This is a genomic window from Variovorax sp. J31P207 (assembly GCF_030316965.1).
Taxonomy (GTDB): domain Bacteria; phylum Pseudomonadota; class Gammaproteobacteria; order Burkholderiales; family Burkholderiaceae_C; genus Variovorax; species Variovorax ginsengisoli_B.
On sequence record NZ_JASZYN010000001.1, the window covers coordinates 1,079,528 to 1,102,050 of the forward strand.

Genomic DNA, 22,523 nt, shown 5'->3' on the forward strand with positions numbered 1-22,523 from the left:
AGGCGCCGAGGAGACAGCCCATGCCAAGCCGAACGAACGGCCAGACGGCCGAAATGGAAGCGGTGCGAACGCTGGCGCTCGTCGGCGCCTCCGCCGCCGGCAAGACCTCGCTCGCCGAGGCCCTGCTGCACAAGGCGGGTGCCATCGGCGCCCGCGGCAGCGTCGAGCGCGGCAGCACCGTGAGCGACCACGATCCCCTCGAGCGCCGCATGCAGCACTCGCTCAATGCCTCGGTCATGCACCTGACGCACGCCGGCACCCGGGTCCACTTCATCGACACGCCCGGCGGCGCCGACTTCCTCGGCCAGAGCCTACCGGCCCTGGAAGCTGTCGAGACCGCGGCGGTGGTCGTCAATGCGGCCACCGGGATCGAGCCGATGACCCTGCGGATGATGGCCTATGCCGCCGAGCGGCACCTGGCGCGGATGGTGATCGTCAACAAGATCGACACCCAGGGCGTCGACCTGCACGGCCTGCTGGCGCAGATCCAGTCGACCTTCGGGCGCGAATGCCTGCCGCTCAACCTGCCGGCCGCGGGAGGCACGCAGGTCGTCGACTGCTTCTTCAACCGCGAGGGGCAGTCCGACATCGGCAGCGTCGAGGACGCGCACCGGGCGCTGGTCGAGCAGGTGGTCGAGGTGGATGCGGCCTTCGTCGACCGCTACCTGTCCGAGGGCGACGTCGATGCCGCCGAGCTGCACGCGCCGCTCGAGCAGGCGCTGCGCGAAGGCCACCTGATCCCGGTCTGCTTCGTCTCGGCGCGCAACGGCGCCGGCCTGACGGAGCTGCTCGACGTTGTCGTCAAGCTGCTGCCCGATCCGACCGAAGCCAATCCGCCGGACTTCCTGCTCGGCGAGGGCGCTGCGGCCGAGCCGATGCAGGCCCGGCCCGACCCGTCGCTGCACGTGCTGGCGCATGTCTTCAAGGTCACGGTCGACCCCTACGTGGGCAAGCTCGGGATCTTCCGGGTCCACCAGGGCACGGTCACGCGCGACAGCCAGCTCTATGTCGGCGACGGCCGCAAGCCCTTCAAGGTCGGCCACCTGTTCATGCTGCAGGGCAAGGACTACGTCGAGGTGGGGCGGGCGCTGCCGGGCGACATCGTGGCGGTGGCCAAGGTCGACGAGATCCACTTCGACGCCGTGCTGCACGACGCCGCCGAGGACGACCACGTGCACCTGGCGCCGCTGGCCTTCCCGGTGCCGGTGCACGGCCTGGCGGTCGAGCCCAAGCGCCACGGCGACGAACAGCGGGCCTGGGAAATCCTCGGCAAGCTGGTCGCCGAAGATCCCTGCCTGCGGGTCGAGCACGTGGTGGCCACCAACGAGACCATCATCTACGGCCTCGGCGAGCTGCACCTGCGGGTGATGCTCGAGCGGCTGCGCGAGGTCTACCGCTTCGAGGTCGAGACCCGGCCGCCGCGCATCGCCTATCGCGAAACCGTCACCGCGCCGGCCGAGGGCCACCACCGCCACAAGAAGCAGACCGGCGGCGCCGGCCAGTTCGGCGAGGTCTTCCTGCGCATCGAACCGCTGGCGCGCGGCAGCGGCTTCGAGTTCGCCGACGAGGTCAAGGGCGGCGCGATTCCTGGCCAGTTCATCCCGGCGGTCGAGAAGGGCGTGCGCGAGGTGCTGGCGTCGGGCGCGATCGCCGGCTACCCGGTGGTCGACGTCCGGGTGGTGGTGCACGACGGCAAGCACCACAGCGTCGACAGCAAGGACATCGCCTTCGCGACCGCCGGACGCAAGGCCTTCATGGCCGCCATCCGGGCGGCGCGACCGATCGTGCTGGAGCCGATCGTGCAGATCGAGATCGCCGCGCCCGATCACGCGATCGGCGACGTCACCGGCGACCTGTCCTCGCGCCGCGGGCTGGTCACGGGCACCGCGAACGGCGGCGCCGGCACGGTCGTGGTCCGGGGCCAGGTGCCGATGTCGGAGCTGGCCAGCTACCAGTCGCGGCTCAACGCCATGACCAGCGGCCAGGGCCGCTACACCATCGTGCTGTCGCACTACGAGGCGGTGCCGCCGGGCACCCAGCAGACCTTGACCGCGCAGCATCGCGTGCGCGACGACGATTGAGCCGCCTCAGCGCGGCACCGTTTCGAGGAACACCATCTCGGCCACCGCGCGGGCGCCGAATTCGCCCACCGCCAGCGATTCGCGCAGCCGCTGCAGGTAGGCCGAGGCCAGCTCGAAGGGCGGCCGCTCCGACGCCTGGCCGAAGGGCATCGGAGAGGACAGCGCGGTCACCAGCACCGTGCCGAAGGGTGGCGCCGCGAGCCAGCTCGACGGGATGTCGCGTCCGAGCTCGATGGTCTCGCCGGCGGTCAGGCGCAGCTGCACCGGCCCCGCGTTGAGGTGCAGCACGGCGCCGTCGGCCGTGTAGTAGTCGACCCACAGGTAGCCGTCGCGCCGCGCGTTCGTGACCTCGATCAGGACCCGGTCGCCTTCCCGCAGGCGGCCCGTCGGTGCCGTCGGCGTGGCGATCGCCAGCCCGAGGGCCAGCTCGCGGTTGCGCGCCTGGTAGGGCTTCAGCAGGGCCAGCACCTCGCAGTGCGGCCAGATCCGCAGCTGGAGGTCGAACGCCGCGGCGCTGACCCCGGGCAGGGCGCGCACGTCGTGCTGCACCTGCGCCATCTCCTCGGCGTTCGAGACGAAGCCCTGCACCCGCGCCTGGCCATCGGGCGCCACCGTGGCGGACAGGTCCGCGCAGGCATAGGCCTGGAGTTGCAGGTCGATGCGCTGGGCCAGCGTCAGCGGCGCTTCGCTCGGCCCCGCGAACATGAACCAGAGCGCGTAGGCCAGCGGGACCAGCAGCGCCAGCGCCCCGCCGACGCGCAGCAGCGCGCGCCGGCGCCACAGCGGATCGCTCGGATCGCGCGGGCTGGGCGGGCCGGGCGGGTCGGGAAGGCGATCGGGTTGCGGCGCGATGGAGGCCTGGGCCGGGCCGTCGATCGGCGCCGGCTGCAGCGCGAGCTGCTCGGCGTGCAGCGCCTTGAGCTTGCCGAGCTCGCCGCTGTCGTCGTTCTCGAAGTAGTACTGGCCCTTGAAGCCGAGCGCCAGCGCGCGCCAGTAGACCTCGCGCACCTCGTTGTCGTCGCCGGCCGTGAGCGTCGACAGGTGATGGAAGAACTCGCTGGCGGCATTGCTGGAATTGAACAGCCGCAGCTGCAGTGGCGATCCGCCCGCGTTCTTGCAGCCGGGGTGGCGCGCCAGAACCTCGTCGATCCAGGCGACCATCGCGAAGCGGGCCGATTCGACCGCCGCGGCCGGGCGGCCGAGCGCCAGGGCCGCCACCCGGGCCTCTTCCAGCAGGTCCAGCGCCTGCTGCCGGGCGCTCTCGCAGCCAGGCTCGGCACGGCCCGCCGCGATCGACGCATCGAGGCCGAGCCCGAACGACACGAAGCTGGAAAAAGTGTCGAGCAGGCGAGCCATTCAGCCCTCGCGGCCAGGCTTGTTCACGCCGGGGCGTGGCTGGCGATCGGAGCCCTGCGGTTGCGCCTGCATCGTTGGCACATGCCCTTGTCTCCGCTCGTTCTTGGATGCGAAATATTCCGTCATCGCTGCGCGCCGGCGCCATATCGCTTGGGAGCTATGTCGTTCGGGGAACGAAATCCGCCTTGATGCGCGTCTCGTTCACCGTTATCGTCGGCGGGCCCGTATCCATCCAAGTCGCTGGGGAAAGCCATGAAAATCCTGATCGCCGACGACCACCGGCTCGTCATCGAGGCGGTCAAGGCCAAGCTGTCGGAGCTAGAGCCCGGCATCGACTTCGTCCTGGCCATGAGCGTCGACGAGTTGCTCGCCAGCGCCAGCGACGACCTCGACCTGGCCGTGATCGACCTGAACATGCCCGGTGCCGAGGGCCAGGCCCACATCGACGAGGTCCGCCGCCGCCTGCCGGCCGTGCCGGTCATCGTGCTGTCGGGCTACGAAGACCCGGCCGTGATGCGCAGCGTGCTCGAGCGCGGCGTGCTCGGCTTCATTCCCAAGGCCTATTCGCCGGAGGTCATGCTGTCGGCGGTGCGGCTGGTGCTGGCTGGCGGCGTCTACGTGCCGCCGATGATGCTGTCGTCGCTGCCGCCCGGCGTGGTCGCCGGCATCCCGGGCGTCGGCGCCGCCGACGGTGCCCAGCGCGGATCGGGTGCCGCCGCGGCCCAGACGCTCGAGCACCTGCGCAACGTGCTCACCGAACGCCAGGTCGAGGTGCTGCAGCTGCTGTCGCAGGGCAAGCCCAACAAGCTCATCGGCCGCGCCCTCGGCATCAGCGAAGGCACGGTCAAGATCCACTTGGCGGCGATCTTCCGCGCGCTCAACGTGCGCAACCGCACCGAGGCGGTGGTCGCGGCCCAGACTGTCACCGAGGCTTGAATCGGGGCGCGTGCGGCATTCCCGCATCGTTGCTGTCGCCGGACCCCTATGATCCGGCGCGTGAAACCTCAACCCATCGACCTTTCCCGCTTCGACGCCGCGATCGTCGACCTCGACGGCACCATGGTCGACACCCTCGGCGATTTCGTCACCGCCCTGAACCTCATGCTGCGCGACCTGTCGCTGGCGGCGGTCGACGCGCCGGCTGTCGAGGCCATGGTCGGCAAGGGTTCCGAGCACCTGATCGCGTCGGTGCTGCGCCATGTCGGCGGCGCCGCGGCGCTCTACGAACGCGCCTGGGAACGCTATCAACATCACTACCTCGCGATCAACGGGGCGCATGCCCGGGTCTACGCAGGCGTGGCCGACGGGCTGTCGGCGCTGCGGGTGCGGGGCCTGCGCCTGGCCTGCCTGACCAACAAGCCGGCCGCCTTCGCGCTGCCGCTGCTGGCCGCCAAGGGCCTCGACGGCTACTTCGTGCAGGTCTTTGGCGGCGATGCCTTCGAGCGCAAGAAGCCCGACCCGCTGCCGTTGCTGAAGACCTGCGAGGCGCTGGGCACGCTGCCGGCGCGCACCCTGATGGTGGGCGACTCGAGCAACGACGCCAAGGCCGCGCGCGCCGCCGGCTGCCCGGTGGTGTTGGTCAGCTATGGCTACAACCACGGCGAGCCGGTGCGTGGCGTGGACGCTGACGGTTTCGTCGACTCGCTGCTCGAATTGAGCGCTCAGGATGATTTGCCCAGCAGCGCGTCCTTCAGCTTGTAGTCGGCCGGGGACGGCCCGATCCAGATGCGCAGCAGCGCATTGAAGAAGGCCTGCTCCTTGATCGGCTCGCCCTGCGGCACACCGCGCACCGTGACCAGGCTGCCGCTGCCCGGGATCCAGTCGACCGTGAAGCCGTCGCCGGCCTTCAGCATCTTCTGGTCCGCGAACATCTGGCCCATGCGCAGCAGGCCGGGGATCAGCTGCGACATTTCGCTCTTGGGCGAGTTGTCCTCGACGCCGCGCGTGAACAGCTTGCCGAGTTCGTTGGCATCGATGTCGCGCAGCATGGTGATCGTCACGCGCTTGGGCCCCGGTGCGGCCAGCACCTCTTCGACGGTGTCGGCCTTCTTGCCCAGGTAGAGCCCGGCGGTGTAGACCTTGAAGACGGCCTTGTAGCGCACGCCGGCGCCGTTCAGCAGCAGCTTGTTGCCGCGCAGGTCGATCTGGTCGTCGAGCTTCACGCCCGCGACATCGACCTGGGCGGCCGATGCCGCGAGCGACGCGAGGGCAAGGGTGGACAGCGCGAGCACGCGCCGCAGGTCGAAGGAAGGCATCAGGGTCTCCGTGGGCCGCAAGGATTTTTAAAGAGCCCCAATGTATCTTTTTGTATGTGCCTTGTCCCTGGGCTAAACTCCCGATTCCATGTTCATTCACAACGTCACTCAGACAGGTCAAGGCAGCCGGGGAGCCTGGCCTTGGCGCACGCCATCGTCGTTGCCTGTTTGATTGCACGGCGCACGCCGTGCGCCCGCGGCCTTCAGTTCACCTGAACCGGCCAACCAGAATGACCCCGCCAGCGACCATCGAAGCGTCCGTTGGCCGACGGAGACCCCACCCGTGATCACCGAACTCGAATTCAAGAGCCTCAGCGCGCAGGGCTACAACCGCATCCCGCTGATGGTCGAGGCCTTTGCCGACCTCGAAACGCCTTTATCCCTCTATCTCAAGCTGGCCTACACCAAGGACAGCGGCAAGCACAGCTTCCTGCTCGAATCCGTGGTCGGCGGCGAGCGCTTCGGCCGCTACAGCTTCATCGGCCTGCCGGCGCGCACGCTGCTGCGGGCCAGCGGCTTCGGCGCCGACGCCCTGACGGAGGTTGTAACGGACGGCAAAGTCGTGGAAAAAGTCCACGGCAACCCGCTCGATTTCGTTGCGGCCTACCAACAGCGTTTCAAGGTGGCGCTGCGTCCGGGCCTGCCGCGCTTCTGCGGCGGCCTGGCCGGCTACTTCGGCTACGACACCGTGCGCCACATCGAGAAGAAGCTCGAGAAGAGCTGCCCCCCCGACACCCTGGGCTGCCCCGACATCCTGCTGCTCCAGTGCGAGGAGCTGGCAGTCATCGACAACCTCTCGGGCAAGCTCTACCTGATCGTCTATGCCGACCCGTCGCAGCCCGAGGCCTATGCCAACGCCAAGCGCCGGCTGCGCGAACTGCGCGACCAGCTCAAGTACTCGGTCAGCGCGCCGCAGGTGAAGGCCAGCCAGCCGCACCCGGCGCAGCGCAGCTTTGCCAAGGCCGATTACCTGGCGGCGGTCGAGCGCGCCAAGGAGCTGATCGCGGCCGGCGACTTCATGCAGGTGCAGGTCGGCCAGCGCATCAGCAAGCGCTACACCGAGTCGCCGCTGTCGCTGTACCGGGCGCTGCGGTCGCTCAACCCGTCGCCCTACATGTACTACTACCATCTGGGCGATTTCCACGTGGTGGGCGCCTCGCCCGAGATCCTGGTGCGGCAGGAGCACACCGGCGAAGGCGAGCAGAAGATCACGATCCGCCCGCTCGCCGGCACCCGGCCGCGCGGCGCCTCGCCCGAACTCGACAAGGCGGCCGAGGTCGAGCTCATCAACGACCCCAAGGAGCGCGCCGAGCACGTGATGCTGATCGACCTGGCGCGCAACGACATCGGCCGCATCGCCAAGACCGGCACGGTGAAGGTGACCGAGGCCTTCGCGGTCGAGCGCTACAGCCACGTGATGCACATCGTCAGCAATGTCGAAGGTACGCTCAAGGACGGCATGACCGCGATCGACGTGCTCAAGGCCACCTTCCCGGCCGGCACCCTCACGGGCGCGCCCAAGGTGCACGCGATGGAGCTGATCGACCAGCTCGAACCGACCAAGCGCGGCCTCTACGGCGGCGCCTGCGGCTACATCAGCTATGCCGGCGACATGGACGTCGCGATCGCGATCCGTACCGGCATCGTCAAGGACCAGATGCTGCACGTGCAGGCCGCGGCCGGCGTGGTGGCCGACTCGGTGCCCGAACTCGAATGGAAAGAGACCGAGGCCAAGGCGCGGGCGCTGCTGCGCGCCGCCGAGCTGGTCGAGGAAGGCCTGGAATGAGCACCGAAGACAACAACAACAACGACTTCTCGCACGAGATCATCGGCGCCGCGGTCGAGGTGCAGCGGGTCCTGGGCACCGGCCTTCCCGAAGCGGTCTACGCCGCCGCGCTCGAGATCGAACTCGCCGAGCGCGAGATCGGTTTCCAGCGCAATGTGCCGGTCGACGCCAGCTACAAGGGCCGCTCGCTGGGCGAAGTCTGCCGCGCCGCCTTCGTGGTCGAGCAGTCGGTGGTGGTCGAGCTCAGGGCGGTCGATGCGCTGACCGACCTGCACCGCGCGCAGGCCCAGGCCGCCGTGCGGCTGTCGGGGCTGCGGCTCGGCCTTCTGATCAACTTCAACGTGTTCCCGGTGGTCAAGGGCGTGCACCGGATCGGAGTCAAGCCATGAAGCTCCTGATGATCGACAACTACGACAGCTTCACCTACAACCTGGTGCAGTATTTCGGCGAGCTCGGCGCCGAAGTCGAGGTGCATCGCAATGACGAGATCACGCTCGAGGGGCTGCAGGCGCGCATCGCCGGCGGTGTCGACCGGCTGGTGGTCTCGCCGGGGCCGTGCTCGCCGGCCGAGGCCGGCGTCTCGGTGGCGGCGATCCAGGCCTTCGCGGGCAAGTTGCCGATTCTGGGCGTGTGCCTCGGGCACCAGGCGATCGGCGCCGCCTTCGGCGGCAAGATCATCCGTGCCCAGCAGCTGATGCACGGCAAGGTCAGCGAGATCACGACCACGCGCGAAGGCGTCTTCGCCGGCCTGCCCGAGAAGTTCAGCGTCAACCGCTACCACTCGCTGGCAATCGAGCGCGCCTCGTGCCCCGAGACCCTGGCGCTTACCGCCTGGACCGACGACGGCGAGATCATGGGCGTGCGCCACACCGGCTTCGCCCATGCGGTGCGTGTCGAAGGCGTGCAGTTCCACCCCGAATCGATCCTTACCGAGCATGGCCACGCGATGCTCAAGAACTTCCTGGAGTGACGCCAATGAGCCATCCCTCGTCCAAGGTCGTCGACCTGCGCAGCGACACCGTGACCCAGCCGACCGACGCCATGCGCGCAGCCATGCTCGCGGCGCCGCTCGGCGACGACGTCTTCGCCGACGACCCCAGCGTCAACGCGCTGCAGCGCCAGATCGCCGAGATGCTGGGCTTCGAGGCGGCGCTGTTCGTGCCCACCGGCACGCAGAGCAATCTCTGCGCGATCCTCTCGCACTGCCAGCGCGGCGACGAATACATCGTCGGCCAGCAGGCGCACTGCTACCGCTGGGAAGGCGGCGGCGCGGCGGTGTTCGGCAGCGTGCAGCCGCAGCCGCTCGACCACCAGCCCGACGGCACGCTGGCGCTGGACGCGATCGAGGCCGCGATCAAGCCCGACGACGCCCACTTCGCGCGCACCCGGCTGTTGGCGCTCGAGAACACGCTGGGCGGCAAGCTGCTGCCGTTCGCCTACGTGGAGCAGGCCACGGAATTGGCGCAGCGCAAGGGACTGGCGCGCCACCTCGACGGCGCCCGGCTCTTCAACGCGGCCACCGCCCAGGCGGCCGCGCTCGGCACCGACGCGCGCGCCGAGGCGCGCCGGATCGCCGGCTGCTTCGACAGCGTGTCGGTGTGCTTCAGCAAAGGCCTGGGCGCGCCGGTCGGCTCGGCCCTGTGCGGTTCGCGCGAGTTCATCGCGCGCGCCCACCGCATCCGCAAGATGGCGGGCGGCGGCATGCGCCAGGCCGGGGTGCTGGCCGCGGCCGCTGCCTACGCGCTCGAACACCACGTCGATCGCCTGGCCGACGACCATGCGCTGGCACAGCGGCTGGCGCAAGGCCTGCAAGGCATCGACGGCCTGCAGGTCGAGGCGCCGCAGACCAACCTGCTGTTCGTCGACCTGACCGGCGCGGCACGCTCGCGCTCGGCCGAACTGCTGGCCCACCTGAAGGAACACGGCGTGCTCGCCACCGGCCTCTACCGACTGCGCTTCGCCACCCACCTGGACGTCAACGCGGCCGGCATCGACCGCGCCATCGGCGCCATCCGGAGCTTCTTCCATGCCTGACGCCCACGCGCTGCTGCTGTTCGTCGCCGCCGGCTTGCTGCTGAACCTCACGCCGGGGCCCGACGTGCTCTACATCGTGAGCCATTCGCTGCGTTCCGGCGTGCGCGCCGGCATCCTCGCGGGCTTCGGCATCACGGCGGGCTGCTTCGTCCACATCGTTGCCGCGGCGCTGGGCCTGAGCGCCCTGATGGCCGCCTCCAGCACGGCCTTCGCCGTGCTCAAGTGGGTCGGCGCGGCCTACCTGCTGTGGGTCGGCGTGCGGATGCTGTTCTCGCGCGCTTCCGAGGCCGCGCCGGCGTTGGAAGCGGCCGGCCCGGCGAGCGCCAGGAGCGTGTTCCTCGGCGGCTTCTGGACCAACGCCCTGAACCCCAAGGTGGCGCTGTTCTTCCTGGCCTTCGTGCCGCAGTTCATCGCGCCGGGCACCGACGACAAGGCACTCGCCTTCTTCCTGCTGGGCGTGCTGTTCAATTTCAATGCGATCTTCGTCAACGTGGCGTGGGCGCTCGCGGCCGGCTGGACCGCGCGCCGCGTCGGCCTGGTGCAGCGCGGCATGCACTGGCTGCAGCGCGGCGCCGGTGCGCTGTTCGTCGGCTTCGGCCTGCGGCTTGCGTTGTCCGACGCCCCGCAGGCACCGTCCGCTCCCCACTGAAACCAGAGAGACACACACCATGCCCATCACTCCCCAGGAAGCCCTGCAGCGCACTGTCGAGCACCGCGAGGTGTTCCACGACGAGATGCTGCACATCGTGCGCCTCATCATGAGCGGGGAATGCTCGCCCGTGATGATGGCGGCGCTGATCACCGGCCTGCGCGTCAAGAAGGAGACCATCGGCGAGATCACCGCTGCCGCGCAGGTGATGCGCGAAGTCGCGACCAAGGTGCCCGTCAAGGACACGACCCACCTGGTCGACATCGTCGGCACCGGCGGCGACGGCTCCCACACCTTCAACATCTCGACCTGCACGATGTTCGTCGCGGCCGCGGCCGGCGCCAAGGTCAGCAAGCATGGCGGGCGCAGCGTCAGCAGCAAGTCCGGCAGCGCCGACGTGCTCGAGTCGCTGGGCATCAACATCAACCTGAAGCCCGAGCAGATCGCCAAGTGCATCGCCGATGTCGGCATCGGCTTCATGTTCGCGCCGAACCACCATCCGGCGATGAAGAACGTGGCCCCGGTGCGCAAGGAACTCGGCATCAAGACCATCTTCAACATCCTCGGCCCGCTGACCAACCCGGCCGGCGCGCCCAACATCCTGATGGGCGTGTTCCACCCCGACCTGGTCGGCATCCAGGTGCGGGCGCTGCAGCGCCTGGGCGCCGAGCATGCGCTGGTGGTCTACGGCCGCGACGGCATGGACGAGGTCTCGCTCGGCGCCGCCACCATGGTCGGCGAACTGAAGGACGGCGAGGTCCGCGAGTACGAGCTGCACCCCGAGGACTTCGGCTTCTCGATGTCGAGCAACCGCAGCCTGCGCGTCGAGACCCCCGAGCAGTCGAAGGCGATGCTGCTCGACGTGCTCGACAACCAGCCGGGCCCGGCGCGCGACATCGTCGTGCTGAACGCCGCCGCCGCGCTGTACGCGGCCAACGTCAGCGATTCGATCGCCGCCGGCGTCGAGCGCGCCCGGGCCGCGCTCGACAGCGGCGCGGCCAAGGCCAAGCTGGCCGAATTCGCTGCCGCCACCGCGGCCGCCTGAGGAGGACACGAGACATGTCGAACACCCTGGACAAGATCGTCGCCGTCAAGCGCGAGGAGATCATCGCCGCCAAGAAGAAAAGCCCGCTGGAAGCGGTGCGCTTCGATGCCGAGAGCCGTGTGCTGACGCGCGACTTCGTCGGCGCCCTGCGCGCCAAGATCGACGCCGGCGCCGCCGCGGTGATCGCCGAGGTCAAGAAGGCGAGCCCGAGCAAGGGCGTGCTGCGCGCCGAATTCATCCCGGCCGACATCGCGCAAAGCTACGCCGAGGGCGACGGCCAGGTCAGCGCCGCCTGCCTCTCGGTCCTGACCGATCGCCAGTTTTTCCAGGGCGGCGTCGACTACCTGAAGCAGGCCCGGGCGTCCTGCGAACTGCCGGTGCTGCGCAAGGATTTCATCGTCGACCCCTACCAGGTCTACGAGTCGCGCGCGATGGGCGCCGACGCCATCCTGCTGATCGTCGCCTGCCTCGACGATGCCCAGATGCGCGACTACGAAGCCATCGCGGCCGGGCTCGGCATGGCGGTGCTGGTGGAAGCGCACGACGGCGCCGAGCTCGAGCGCGCCCTCAAGCTGCGCACGCCGCTGATCGGCATCAACAACCGCAACCTGCGCACCTTCGAGGTGTCGGTGCAGACCACGCTCGACCTGCGGGCCCAGGTGCCGGCCGATCGCCTGCTGGTGACCGAGTCGGGCATCGCGACCCGCGACGAGGTGGCCCGGCTGCGCGCCGCCGGCGTCCACGCCTTCCTGGTCGGTGAGACCTTCATGCGGGCGGACGAGCCGGGCGAGGCGCTGGCCGAGCTGTTCCGATGAGCTTCGGCGGCCAACTCGCCACGGCCGATCCCGCCGATTGGCCGGTCGCGCCAGGCTGGCAGCCGCTGGTCGACGCGTTCTTCGCCGGCCCGGTCGGCGTCAAGCTGCTGGCCTACCTGCGCGAGCGGCTCGACGCCGGCGCCGTGATCTTCCCGCCGCAGCCGCTGCGGGCGCTCGAACTGACGCCGCCCGAGGACGTCCGGGTCGTCATCCTCGGCCAGGACCCGTACCACGGCCGGGGCCAGGCCGAAGGGCTGGCGTTCTCGGTGGCGCCCGGCGTGCCGCTGCCGCCGTCGCTGCGCAACATCTTCAAGGAACTGCAGCGCGACCTCGGCACGCCGCCGCCGGCATTCCCGAACCCGGGCGGCAGCCTGGCGAAATGGGCCACGCACGGCGTCCTGCTGCTCAACACCTGCCTGACGGTGGAGGAGGGCCAGGCCGCCAGCCATTCGGGGCGCGGCTGGGAGGCGCTGACCGACGCGGTGATCCGCCACGTGGCCGAGCAGGTCCGGCCGGTGGTCTTCATGCTGTGGGGGGCGCATGCCCAGACCAAGCGGGTCCTGATCGATACAAATCGTCACAAAATATTGGTGGCCAACCATCCCTCGCCTCTGTCGGCCCTGCGGCCCCCGCTGCCCTTCATCGGCTGTGGCCATTTCGGGCAGGCGCGCGCCTGGCGCGAAGCAGAAACCTTGGGGTCGGGGCAAGAAGGGGCCTGATTTCGTGCGAAAATCTAAGGCTCTCGGGAAATGAGCCCCGGTAGAAGGCCTGCGATCGACCAGCCCTGCTACTCGTGCTATATTCCGAGGTTCGCCGGAGAGGTGGCCGAGTGGTTAATGGCAGCAGACTGTAAATCTGCCCTCTTACGAGTACGCTGGTTCGAATCCAGCCCTCTCCACCAGCGAAAAATGGATTTTGCAGAGCGCTTGACTGTGACCGTTGCGGCACCCGGTGGGTGTCACGATGCGGGAGTAGTTCAATGGTAGAACCCTAGCCTTCCAAGCTAATGACGCGGGTTCGATTCCCGTCTCCCGCTCCAGAGGTCCAGGTCAGCGCGAAGCGCAGGTTTTTTGATATTGCCCATTTGGCTCAGTGGTAGAGCACTCCCTTGGTAAGGGAGAGGTCGCGGGTCCGATTCCCGCAATGGGCACCAGTTTTGGGGTTGCAGCCGTCCGGTTGCAACCCCATGTCAGTGTGTTGATCTAGTTATTTTTCGGAGTCGAGAAAATGGCAAAAGGAAAATTCACCCGCACGAAGCCGCACGTCAACGTGGGCACGATCGGTCACGTGGACCATGGCAAGACGACGCTGACGGCGGCGATCGCCACCGTGCTGTCGGCCAAGTTCGGCGGCGAAGCGAAGGCCTACGACCAGATCGACGCGGCTCCTGAAGAAAAGGCGCGCGGCATCACGATCAACACCGCGCACGTCGAATACGAAACGGCCAACCGCCACTACGCGCACGTCGACTGCCCGGGCCACGCCGACTACGTGAAGAACATGATCACCGGCGCCGCCCAGATGGACGGCGCGATCCTGGTGTGCTCGGCCGCCGACGGCCCGATGCCCCAGACCCGCGAGCACATCCTGCTGGCGCGCCAGGTGGGCGTGGGCTACATCATCGTGTTCCTGAACAAGTGCGACATGGTCGACGACAAGGAACTGCTGGAGCTGGTCGAGATGGAAGTTCGCGAACTCCTCGACAAGTACGAGTTCCCTGGCGACGACACCCCGATCATCCACGGCTCGGCCAAGCTGGCGCTGGAAGGCGACAAGGGCGAGCTGGGCGAAGGCGCCATCATGAAGCTGGCCGAAGCGCTGGACACCTACATCCCGACGCCCGAGCGCGCCGTGGACGGTACCTTCCTGATGCCGGTCGAAGACGTGTTCTCGATCTCGGGCCGCGGCACGGTGGTGACGGGCGCGGTCGAACGCGGCGTGATCAAGGTCGGTGAAGAAATCGAAATCGTGGGCATCCGCCCGACGGTCAAGACCACTTGCACCGGCGTGGAAATGTTCCGCAAGCTGCTGGACCAGGGTCAAGCGGGCGACAACGTGGGCGTGCTGCTGCGCGGCACGAAGCGCGAAGAAGTCGAGCGTGGCCAAGTCCTGTGCAAGCCGGGCTCGATCAAGCCGCACACGCACTTCACCGCCGAGGTGTACGTTCTGTCGAAGGACGAAGGCGGCCGTCACACGCCGTTCTTCAACAACTACCGTCCGCAGTTCTACTTCCGCACGACCGACGTCACCGGCGCGATCGAGCTGCCGAAGGACAAGGAAATGGTCATGCCGGGCGACAACGTGTCGATCACGGTCAAGCTGATCAACCCGATCGCGATGGAAGAAGGCCTGCGCTTCGCCATCCGTGAAGGCGGCCGCACCGTGGGCTCGGGCGTCGTGGCGAAGATCCTCGACATCTGATCAAGGATTCCACAGGGGTATAGCTCAATTGGCAGAGCGTCGGTCTCCAAAACCGAAGGTTGTAGGTTCGATTCCTACTGCCCCTGCCACCTAGGTGGCTCCAAAACAAGCCCGTCATGTCCTGACGGGCTTCGGCGTCTGAGACGACGCATTGAATTTGAAGGCCGCAAGGCCGCAGGAACATAGCCCAAGATGGCCACTTCTCAAATCGAAACCGTGAGCACCAATGCGGACAAGGCCAAGCTGGCCGCGGCCGTCGTGCTGGCGGTGGGCGCCATCGTGGCGTTCTACCTGCTCACGCGCCAGGGTGCCGTGGTGCAGTGGGTCGCTTTGCTGGTGGGCCTGGCTGCTGCCGTGGGCGCTTTCGGAAGCTCCGAGAGCGGCCGCCAGCTGTGGGCCTTCGGCCGCGATTCGTGGCGCGAGGTCAAGAAGGTCGTCTGGCCGACCCGCAAGGAAACGATCCAGATGACGGCTTACGTGTTCGCCTTCGTGGCGATCATGTCCATCTTCCTTTGGCTCACCGACAAGACGCTCGAATGGGTGTTTTTCGACCTCATTCTGGGCTGGAGAAAATAATGACTGACGAAGCCGTCGAAGCAGAAGCCACGCCGGAAATCAATCCGCTGCTGGCGCCCGCCGCCAACCCGGACCTGCGCTGGTACGTGGTGCACGCCTATTCCGGCATGGAAAAGGCCGTCGAACGCAACATCCTCGAGCGCATCAACCGCGCCGGCATGCAAAGCAAGTTCGGCCGCATCCTGGTGCCGACCGAAGAAGTGGTCGAGATCAAGAACGGCCAGAAGCGCACCACCGAGCGCCGCTTCTTCCCGGGCTACGTGCTGGTCGAGATGATCATGGACGACGAGAGCTGGCACCTGGTGAAGCACACCAACAAGGTGACCGGTTTCGTCGGTGGCGCCAAGAACCGCCCGGCCCCGATCTCGCAAAAGGAAGTCGAGGACATCGTCGGCCAGATGCAGCAGGGCACCGAGAAGCCCCGCCACAAGGTCGAGTTCATCGTCGGCGAGTTCGTCCGCGTCAAGGAAGGCCCGTTCACGGACTTCAACGGCACGGTCGAGGAAGTCAACTACGAGAAGAGCAAGGTGCGCGTGTCGGTCATGATCTTCGGCCGTGCGACGCCTGTCGAACTCGAATTCGCTCAGGTCGAGAAAACCTGAGACCTTGCGGGACAGACCACGCGAAGCGTGCTCTGTCCTCAACTGATTAGATTGTCTGCGCTTCCCGACTCGGCGCAGGCAGAAGCAAAGAGTCGTTTAACCCCGGGGAGCCCAGGCCTACAAAAGCCCAGGCGTCATCACCCGCAAGGAGAAAAGCATGGCGAAAAAAATCGTCGGCTTCATCAAGCTGCAAGTCCCAGCTGGTAAAGCCAATCCCTCACCGCCGATCGGTCCCGCACTGGGCCAGCGCGGTTTGAACATCATGGAATTCTGCAAGGCGTTCAACGCGCAGACCCAAGGCGTCGAGCCGGGCCTGCCGCTGCCGGTGGTCATCACCGCGTTCGCCGACAAGAGCTTCACCTTCATCATCAAGACGCCGCCGGCGATCACCTTGATCAAGAAGGCCATCAAGCTCGAGAAGGGTTCCGCACGTCCGCACACGGACAAGGTCGGCAAGATCACTCGCGCACAGCTCGAGGAAATCGCCAAGGCCAAGATGAAGGACCTGACGGCCGCCGATCTGGACGCCGCGGTTCGTACCATCGCCGGCTCGGCCCGCTCGATGGGCGTGAATGTGGAGGGCGTGTAAATGGCCAAGATCACAAAGAAGCAAAAGACCCTCGTGGGCAAGGTCGACAGCAACAAGCTGTACCCGCTGGCCGATGCGATCGTGCTCGTGAAGGACGCCGCCACCGCCAAGTTCGATGAGTCCATCGACGTCGCGGTGCAGCTCGGCATCGACGCCAAGAAGTCGGACCAGGTCGTTCGCGGCGCTGTCGTGCTGCCCAACGGCACCGGCAAGACCAAGCGCGTGGCCGTGTTCGCCCAGGGCGCCAAGGCTGAAGAAGCCAAGGCCGCCGGCGCCGACATCGTCGGCATGGACGACCTGGCTGCGATGGTGAAGGCTGGCGACATGCCCTTCGACGTCGTGATCGCCGCACCGGACGCGATGCGTGTGGTCGGTACGCTGGGCCAGATCCTCGGCCCGCGCGGCCTGATGCCCAACCCGAAGGTCGGCACCGTGACGCCCGACGTCGCGACCGCCGTCAAGAACGCCAAGGCTGGCCAGGTCCAGTTCCGCGTCGACAAGGCCGGCATCGTGCACGGCACGATCGGCCGCCGTTCGTTCGACAACGAAAAGCTGCAGGGCAACCTCGCCGCGCTGATCGACGCCCTGGTCAAGGCCAAGCCGGCGACCAGCAAGGGTGTCTACCTGCGCAAGGTGGCCGTGTCGTCGACGATGGGTCTGGGTGTCCGCGTGGACACGCAAACCATCGCCGCGAGCTGAGCGTTGATATGAGATTTGCCTCGCCGGTCGAACGGTGAGGCGGATGTGGTGGGTCGGGGCAGCTCTACAGGGTGCCCCGGGCCATCCAAGACCGCTGGTGTGCAGGTCGCCTGCACTTAATCACCCGGCCTTTGCCGGGCAGCCAGCGCAGATGGCGACCCCACTGCAAGGAATTTGGTTTTTGTTCCGAACAGTTGGTCGCTGCATGAAGCGCGATCCGAGGCTCCCGCCGAGGATCGCATTGAAAAGGAGTAGACCTTGAGTCTGAATCGCAGTGAGAAAGAAGCGGTCATCAGTGATGTGACCAGCCTCGCCGCAAAAGCTCAAACGCTCGTGATGGCGGAATACCGTGGCATCACGGTGGCCGATATGACCAAACTGCGTACCGATGCACGCAGCAAGGGTGTGACCCTCAGCGTGTTGAAGAACACGCTGGCACGCCGTGCTGTCGCTGGTAGCGCGTTTGAGATCATCGGCGACCAGATGACCGGTCCGCTGATCTATGGCTTCTCCGAAGACGCCGTGGCCGCCGCGAAAGTGGTGGCCGATTTCGCGAAGACCAACGACAAGTTGGTGATTCGCGGCGGTGCATTCGGTGGCAAGGCCCTGGACGTCGAAGGCGTGAAGCAACTGGCCAACATCCCTTCCAAGGAAGTGCTGCTGGCGCAATTGCTGGGCTTGATGCAATCCCCGATCTCTCGTACCGCCCGCGTGCTCGCGGCGCTGGCCGAGAAGCGTGGTGGTGGCGAAGCACAGGCGGAAGCTCCCGCCGCAGAAGCGCAGGCCGCCTGAGCCTTGCGTTTGAAACATTCAACCCAATTGTTAGGAAACAAAAATGGCATTCGATAAAGACGCATTTCTGACCGCGCTCGACGCAATGACGGTCCTGGAACTCAACGACCTGGTCAAGGCCATCGAAGAGAAGTTCGGCGTGAGCGCCGCTGCAATGTCGGCTCCCGCAGCCGGCGGCGGCGCCGTGGCCGCCGTGGCTGAAGAGCAGACCGAGTTCAACGTCATGCTGATGGAAGCTGGCGCGAACAAGGTGTCGGCGATCAAGGCCGTGCGCGAAATCACCGGCCTGGGCCTCAAGGAAGCCAAGGACCTGGTGGAAGCCGCTCCCAAGGCCGTCAAGGAAGGCCTGTCGAAGGCTGACGCCGAAGCCGCCAAGAAGAAGCTGGAAGAAGCTGGCGCCAAGGTGGAACTGAAGTAATTCAGTCTCCCCAGAGGGCTGGAGGTGCTGCAAGGCCCTCCAGCCTTTGCCGCTTTCAGAGCGCACCCAAAAGTCGGCTTGTTGACGCGAAAACAAGACGATTTTTGAGTGTCTTCTGACCCCGACTGCAGAAGACCCCCTTGGTTCGGGCGATGTGCAACGCATCGCCGTCCGCCAGGGCTGGTAGTGGCCAGCCGCCAAGGAGAGTGGTGCTCGCGCACCTCACCACGTCGCTGAAGATCTCAAGCTCCGGAGCTCTCATGGCCCAAACGTCCACGTACAGTTACACCGAACGCAAGCGCATCCGAAAGAATTTCGGTAACCGCGACAGCGTCGTCGAAATCCCCTACCTGCTGCAGATGCAGAAAGACGCATACACCGCGTTCCTGCAAGCCGGCATCGCGCCCCAGAAACGGACCGTGGAAGGTCTGCAGGCTGCCTTCGACGCAGCGTTCCCGATCGTCTCGCACAACGGTTTCGTCGAGATGAAGTTTCTCGAGTACAACCTCGCGAAGCCCGCTTTCGACGTCCGCGAGTGCCAGACCCGTGGCCTGACCTTCGCCTCGGCCGTGCGTGCCAAGGTCCAGCTGATCATCTATGACCGCGAGTCGTCGACCTCGCAGTCGAAGGTGGTCAAGGAAGTCAAGGAGCAAGAGGTCTACATGGGCGAAGTGCCGCTCATGACCGACAAGGGCTCGTTCATCATCAACGGCACCGAGCGCGTCATCGTGTCGCAGCTCCACCGTTCGCCCGGCGTGTTCTTCGAGCACGACAAGGGCAAGACCCACAGCTCGGGCAAGCTCCTGTTCTCGGCGCGCGTGATTCCCTACCGTGGCTCGTGGCTCGACTTCGAGTTCGACCCGAAGGACATGCTGTATTTCCGCGTCGACCGCCGCCGCAAGATGCCGGTCACGATCCTGCTGAAGGCGATCGGCCTGAACCCGGAATCGATCCTGGCGAACTTCTTCGTCAACGACAACTTCCGCCTGATGGACAGCGGCGCGCAGATGGAGTTCGTCGCCGAACGCCTGCGCGGCGAAGTCGCCCGTTTCGACATCACCGACAAGGCCGGCAAGGTCGTGGTCGCCAAGGACAAGCGCGTCACGGCCCGCCACACGCGCGAGCTCGAGCAATCTGAAACCACGCACATCAGCGTGCCGGAAGACTTCCTGGTCGGCCGCGTCGTGGCCCGCAACATCGTCGACCCCGACACCGGCGAGATCCTGGCCAAGGCCAACGACGAGCTGACCGAAGCGCTGCTGAAGAAGCTGCGCACGGCCGGCGTGCAGGACGTGCAGGCGATCTACACCAACGAACTCGACCAGGGCGCGTACATCTCGCAGACGCTCCGCATCGACGAAACCGTGGACGAATTCGCCGCCCGCGTCGCCATCTACCGCATGATGCGCCCCGGCGAGCCGCCGACCGAAGACGCGGTGCAGGCCCTGTTCCAGCGCCTGTTCTACAACCCCGACACGTACGACCTGTCGCGCGTCGGCCGCATGAAGTTCAACGCCAAGGTCGGCCGCGACGAATCGACCGGCCCGATGGTGCTGACCAACGAGGACATCCTGGCCGTGGTCAAGATCCTGGTCGACCTGCGCAACGGCCGTGGCGAAGTCGACGACATCGACCACCTGGGCAACCGCCGCGTGCGTTGCGTCGGCGAACTGGCCGAGAACCAGTACCGCACCGGCCTGGCCCGTATCGAGAAGGCCGTGAAGGAACGTCTGGGTCAAGCGGAACAAGAGCCGCTGATGCCGCACGACCTGATCAACAGCAAGCCGATCTCGGCCGCCCTGAAGGAATTCTTCGGCGCCTCGCAGCTGTCGCAGTTCATGGACCAGACCAACCCACTGTCCGAGATCACGCACAAGCGTCGCGTCTCGGCCCTGGGCCCGGGCGGTCTGACCCGAGAACGCGCCGGCTTCGAAGTGCGCGACGTGCACGTCACCCACTACGGCCGCGTGTGCCCGATCGAAACGCCCGAAGGCCCGAACATCGGCCTGATCAACTCGCTGGCCCTGTACGCCCGCCTGAACGAGTACGGCTTCATCGAGACGCCGTACCGCCGCGTGGTCGACAGCAAGGTCACGATGGACATCGACTACCTGTCGGCCATCGAGGAAGGCAAGTACGTCATCGCCCAGGCCAATGCGGCCCTGGACAAGGACGGCCGCCTGACCGGCGACCTGGTGTCGGCGCGTGAAACCGGCGAATCGATCCTGGTGAGCGCCGAGCGCGTCCAGTACATGGACGTGTCGCCGGCGCAGATCGTGTCGGTGGCTGCTTCGCTCGTGCCCTTCCTGGAGCACGACGATGCGAACCGCGCGTTGATGGGCGCCAACATGCAGCGTCAGGCCGTGCCTGTGCTGCGCCCCGAAAAGCCGTTCGTCGGTACCGGCATCGAGCGCGTCTCCGCGGTCGACTCGGGCACCGTGGTCACGGCCACCCGCGGCGGTATCGTCGACTACGTCGATGCGACCCGCATCGTGGTTCGCGTCAACGACGCCGAAGCCACGGCCGGTGAAGTCGGTGTCGACATCTACAACCTGATCAAGTATCAGCGTTCGAACCAGAACACGAACATCCATCAGCGTCCGATCGTCAAGCGCGGCGACAAGATCGCCAAGGGCGACGTCGTGGCCGACGGTGCGTCGACCGACCTGGGCGAGCTCGCGCTCGGCCAGAACATGCTGATCGGCTTCATGCCCTGGAACGGCTACAACTTCGAAGACTCGATCCTGATCTCCGAACGCGTGGTGGCCGAAGACCGCTACACCTCGATTCACATCGAGGAACTGGTGGTGATGGCCCGCGACACAAAGCTGGGTGCCGAGGAAATCACGCGCGACATCCCGAACCTGGCCGAGCAGCAGCTCAATCGCCTGGACGAATCCGGGATCATCTACGTCGGCGCCGAAGTGCAGCCGGGCGACACGCTGGTGGGCAAGGTCACGCCGAAGGGCGAGACCACGCTGACGCCTGAAGAGAAGCTGCTGCGCGCGATCTTCGGCGAGAAGGCTTCCGACGTGAAGGACACCTCGCTGCGCGTCGACCAGGGCTCGCAAGGCACGGTCATCGACGTCCAGGTGTTCACCCGCGAAGGCATCACGCGCGACAAGCGCGCCCAGCAGATCATCGACGACGAGCTGAAGCGCTTCCGCCTCGACCTGAACGACCAGCTGCGGATCGTCGAGGCCGACGCCTTCGACCGGATCGAGAAGCTCCTGACCGGTCGTGTCGCCAATGGCGGCCCGAACAAGCTGGCCAAGGGCACCAAGCTCGACAAGGCGTACCTGACGTCGATCGAGAAGTTCCACTGGTTCGACATCCGCCCAGCGGAAGACGAAGTGGCGACCCAGCTCGAATCGATCAAGAACTCGCTCGAGCAGACCCGCCACAGCTTCGACCTCGCGTTCGAAGAAAAGCGCAAGAAGCTCACGCAGGGCGACGAGCTGCCCGCGGGCGTGCTGAAGATGGTCAAGGTCTACCTGGCCGTCAAGCGCCGCCTGCAGCCCGGCGACAAGATGGCCGGCCGCCACGGCAACAAGGGTGTGGTGTCGAAGATCGTTCCGGTCGAAGACATGCCCCACATGGCCGACGGCACGCCGTGCGACATCTGCCTGAACCCGCTGGGCGTGCCCTCGCGGATGAACGTCGGGCAGGTGCTCGAAGTGCATCTGGGCTGGGCCGGCAAGGGCATCGGCCAGCGCATCGGCGACCTGCTGCAGCAAGAGGCCAAGGTGGCCGAGCTGCGCAAGTTCCTGGAAGAGATGTACAACGGCTCGGGCCGCAAGGAAGACCTCGGCAAGCTGAGCGACTCCGACGTGCTCGAGATGGCGGCCAACCTGTCGAGCGGCGCGACCTTCGCCACGCCGGTGTTCGACGGCGCCTCGGAAGAAGAAATCCGCGGCATGCTGAAGCTCGCCTACCCGGACGAGATCGCCAAGCTCAAGGGCCTGACCGATACCCGCACCCAGGCCTACCTGTACGACGGCCGCACCGGCGACCAGTTCGAGCGTCCGGTCACCGTCGGCTACATGCACTTCTTGAAGCTGCACCACTTGGTGGACGACAAGATGCACGCCCGCTCGACCGGCCCGTACTCGCTGGTCACGCAGCAACCGCTGGGCGGCAAGGCCCAGTTCGGTGGCCAGCGCTTCGGTGAAATGGAAGTGTGGGCGCTGGAAGCCTACGGCGCCGCCTACGTGCTGCAGGAAATGCTCACGGTGAAGTCCGACGACGTGGTGGGCCGTACCAAGGTCTACGAGAGCATCGTCAAGGGCGAACACTCGATCGAAGCCGGCATGCCGGAATCGTTCAATGTGCTGGTCAAGGAAATTCGTTCCTTGGGCCTGGACATCGAACTCGAACGCTCATAAGCCAACAAGGAAAGAGTCAC

Annotated in this window: 21 protein-coding genes and 4 tRNA genes; 23 read left to right on the top strand and 2 right to left on the bottom strand. The window is 66.6% G+C overall.

What is annotated here, in order from left to right; genetic code table 11:
• Window positions 1–20 precede the first annotated feature (20 nt).
• Window positions 21–2,081 carry an elongation factor G gene (gene fusA / locus QTI68_RS05120; protein ID WP_286520053.1) on the top strand — a complete coding sequence of 687 codons (2,061 nt, stop codon included), beginning with the start codon at window positions 21–23 and terminating at the stop codon, window positions 2,079–2,081.
• A 6-nt stretch (window positions 2,082–2,087) separates the two neighbouring features.
• Here the strand turns inward: fusA and QTI68_RS05125 are convergent, their stop codons facing one another.
• Window positions 2,088–3,437 (bottom strand): DotU family type IV/VI secretion system protein, encoded by a 1,350-nt coding sequence (locus tag QTI68_RS05125; RefSeq protein ID WP_286520055.1) that lies wholly within the window; start codon window positions 3,435–3,437, stop codon window positions 2,088–2,090.
• Window positions 3,438–3,689: 252 nt separating this feature from the next.
• Here QTI68_RS05125 and QTI68_RS05130 point away from each other — a divergent pair, with 252 nt between their 5' ends.
• The gene (locus tag QTI68_RS05130; protein ID WP_286520056.1) at window positions 3,690–4,373 is read left to right on the top strand and encodes a LuxR C-terminal-related transcriptional regulator; all 684 of its coding nucleotides are present in this window, start codon (window positions 3,690–3,692) and stop codon (window positions 4,371–4,373) included.
• Window positions 4,374–4,421: 48 nt separating this feature from the next.
• Window positions 4,422–5,138 carry a phosphoglycolate phosphatase gene (gph, locus tag QTI68_RS05135; protein WP_286520057.1) on the top strand — a complete coding sequence of 239 codons (717 nt, stop codon included), beginning with the start codon at window positions 4,422–4,424 and terminating at the stop codon, window positions 5,136–5,138.
• On the opposite strand, the gene QTI68_RS05140 is transcribed toward gph, so the two are convergent.
• Complete coding sequence (locus QTI68_RS05140; protein ID WP_286520058.1) at window positions 5,099–5,692, bottom strand: chalcone isomerase family protein; 594 nt, start codon at window positions 5,690–5,692, stop codon at window positions 5,099–5,101. The genes gph and QTI68_RS05140 overlap by 40 nt on opposite strands.
• Window positions 5,693–5,975: 283 nt before the next feature.
• Between QTI68_RS05140 and trpE the strand changes: the two genes are divergently transcribed.
• The 20 genes from trpE to rpoB all read left to right on the top strand — a co-directional run bounded on the left by trpE (window position 5,976) and on the right by rpoB (window position 22,503).
• Window positions 5,976–7,478 (top strand): anthranilate synthase component I, encoded by a 1,503-nt coding sequence (gene trpE, locus QTI68_RS05145; RefSeq protein WP_286520059.1) that lies wholly within the window; start codon window positions 5,976–5,978, stop codon window positions 7,476–7,478.
• Entirely contained in the window at window positions 7,475–7,867 is a 393-nt protein-coding gene (locus tag QTI68_RS05150) for a GxxExxY protein (RefSeq protein WP_286520060.1), read from the top strand. The genes trpE and QTI68_RS05150 overlap by 4 nt, the downstream gene beginning before the upstream one ends.
• A complete protein-coding gene (locus tag QTI68_RS05155) occupies window positions 7,864–8,448 on the top strand; it encodes an aminodeoxychorismate/anthranilate synthase component II (RefSeq protein ID WP_286520061.1) in 585 nt (194 codons plus the stop codon). Before QTI68_RS05150 ends, QTI68_RS05155 begins: the two co-directional genes overlap by 4 nt.
• A gap of 5 nt (window positions 8,449–8,453) precedes the next feature.
• Window positions 8,454–9,512 carry a low-specificity L-threonine aldolase gene (gene ltaE, locus QTI68_RS05160; RefSeq protein WP_286520063.1) on the top strand — a complete coding sequence of 353 codons (1,059 nt, stop codon included), beginning with the start codon at window positions 8,454–8,456 and terminating at the stop codon, window positions 9,510–9,512.
• A complete protein-coding gene (locus QTI68_RS05165) occupies window positions 9,505–10,161 on the top strand; it encodes a LysE family translocator (protein WP_286520064.1) in 657 nt (218 codons plus the stop codon). Before ltaE ends, QTI68_RS05165 begins: the two co-directional genes overlap by 8 nt.
• A gap of 19 nt (window positions 10,162–10,180) precedes the next feature.
• A complete protein-coding gene (trpD, locus tag QTI68_RS05170) occupies window positions 10,181–11,206 on the top strand; it encodes an anthranilate phosphoribosyltransferase (RefSeq protein WP_286520065.1) in 1,026 nt (341 codons plus the stop codon).
• 14 nt (window positions 11,207–11,220) lie between these two features.
• Window positions 11,221–12,021, top strand: coding sequence for an indole-3-glycerol phosphate synthase TrpC (gene trpC, locus QTI68_RS05175; protein ID WP_286520067.1), 801 nt, complete (start codon window positions 11,221–11,223; stop codon window positions 12,019–12,021).
• Window positions 12,018–12,740 (top strand): uracil-DNA glycosylase, encoded by a 723-nt coding sequence (locus tag QTI68_RS05180; RefSeq protein WP_286520069.1) that lies wholly within the window; start codon window positions 12,018–12,020, stop codon window positions 12,738–12,740. Before trpC ends, QTI68_RS05180 begins: the two co-directional genes overlap by 4 nt.
• A 96-nt stretch (window positions 12,741–12,836) precedes the next feature.
• Window positions 12,837–12,922 (top strand) — tRNA-Tyr (locus QTI68_RS05185).
• 64 nt (window positions 12,923–12,986) lie between these two features.
• Window positions 12,987–13,060 (top strand) — tRNA-Gly (locus tag QTI68_RS05190).
• Between the two features lie 39 nt (window positions 13,061–13,099).
• A tRNA-Thr gene (locus tag QTI68_RS05195) sits at window positions 13,100–13,174 on the top strand.
• Window positions 13,175–13,248: 74 nt separating this feature from the next.
• A complete protein-coding gene (gene tuf, locus QTI68_RS05200; RefSeq protein ID WP_093060175.1) occupies window positions 13,249–14,442 on the top strand; it encodes an elongation factor Tu in 1,194 nt (397 codons plus the stop codon).
• 13 nt (window positions 14,443–14,455) lie between these two features.
• Window positions 14,456–14,531, top strand: a tRNA-Trp gene (locus QTI68_RS05205).
• A gap of 103 nt (window positions 14,532–14,634) precedes the next feature.
• A complete protein-coding gene (gene secE / locus QTI68_RS05210; protein WP_286520072.1) occupies window positions 14,635–15,018 on the top strand; it encodes a preprotein translocase subunit SecE in 384 nt (127 codons plus the stop codon).
• Window positions 15,018–15,620: a transcription termination/antitermination protein NusG gene (gene nusG, locus QTI68_RS05215; protein WP_286520073.1), complete on the top strand. Its 603-nt coding sequence runs from the start codon at window positions 15,018–15,020 to the stop codon at window positions 15,618–15,620. Before secE ends, nusG begins: the two co-directional genes overlap by 1 nt.
• Before the next feature lie 157 nt (window positions 15,621–15,777).
• The gene (gene rplK, locus QTI68_RS05220) at window positions 15,778–16,209 is read left to right on the top strand and encodes a 50S ribosomal protein L11 (protein ID WP_007831051.1); all 432 of its coding nucleotides are present in this window, start codon (window positions 15,778–15,780) and stop codon (window positions 16,207–16,209) included.
• The gene (rplA, locus tag QTI68_RS05225) at window positions 16,210–16,908 is read left to right on the top strand and encodes a 50S ribosomal protein L1 (protein ID WP_286520074.1); all 699 of its coding nucleotides are present in this window, start codon (window positions 16,210–16,212) and stop codon (window positions 16,906–16,908) included.
• Between the two features lie 258 nt (window positions 16,909–17,166).
• Window positions 17,167–17,700, top strand: coding sequence for a 50S ribosomal protein L10 (rplJ, locus tag QTI68_RS05230; protein WP_286520075.1), 534 nt, complete (start codon window positions 17,167–17,169; stop codon window positions 17,698–17,700).
• Window positions 17,701–17,743: 43 nt separating this feature from the next.
• Window positions 17,744–18,118, top strand: coding sequence for a 50S ribosomal protein L7/L12 (gene rplL / locus QTI68_RS05235; protein ID WP_286520076.1), 375 nt, complete (start codon window positions 17,744–17,746; stop codon window positions 18,116–18,118).
• 260 nt (window positions 18,119–18,378) lie between these two features.
• Window positions 18,379–22,503 carry a DNA-directed RNA polymerase subunit beta gene (gene rpoB, locus QTI68_RS05240; RefSeq protein WP_286520077.1) on the top strand — a complete coding sequence of 1,375 codons (4,125 nt, stop codon included), beginning with the start codon at window positions 18,379–18,381 and terminating at the stop codon, window positions 22,501–22,503.
• Window positions 22,504–22,523 lie beyond the last annotated feature (20 nt).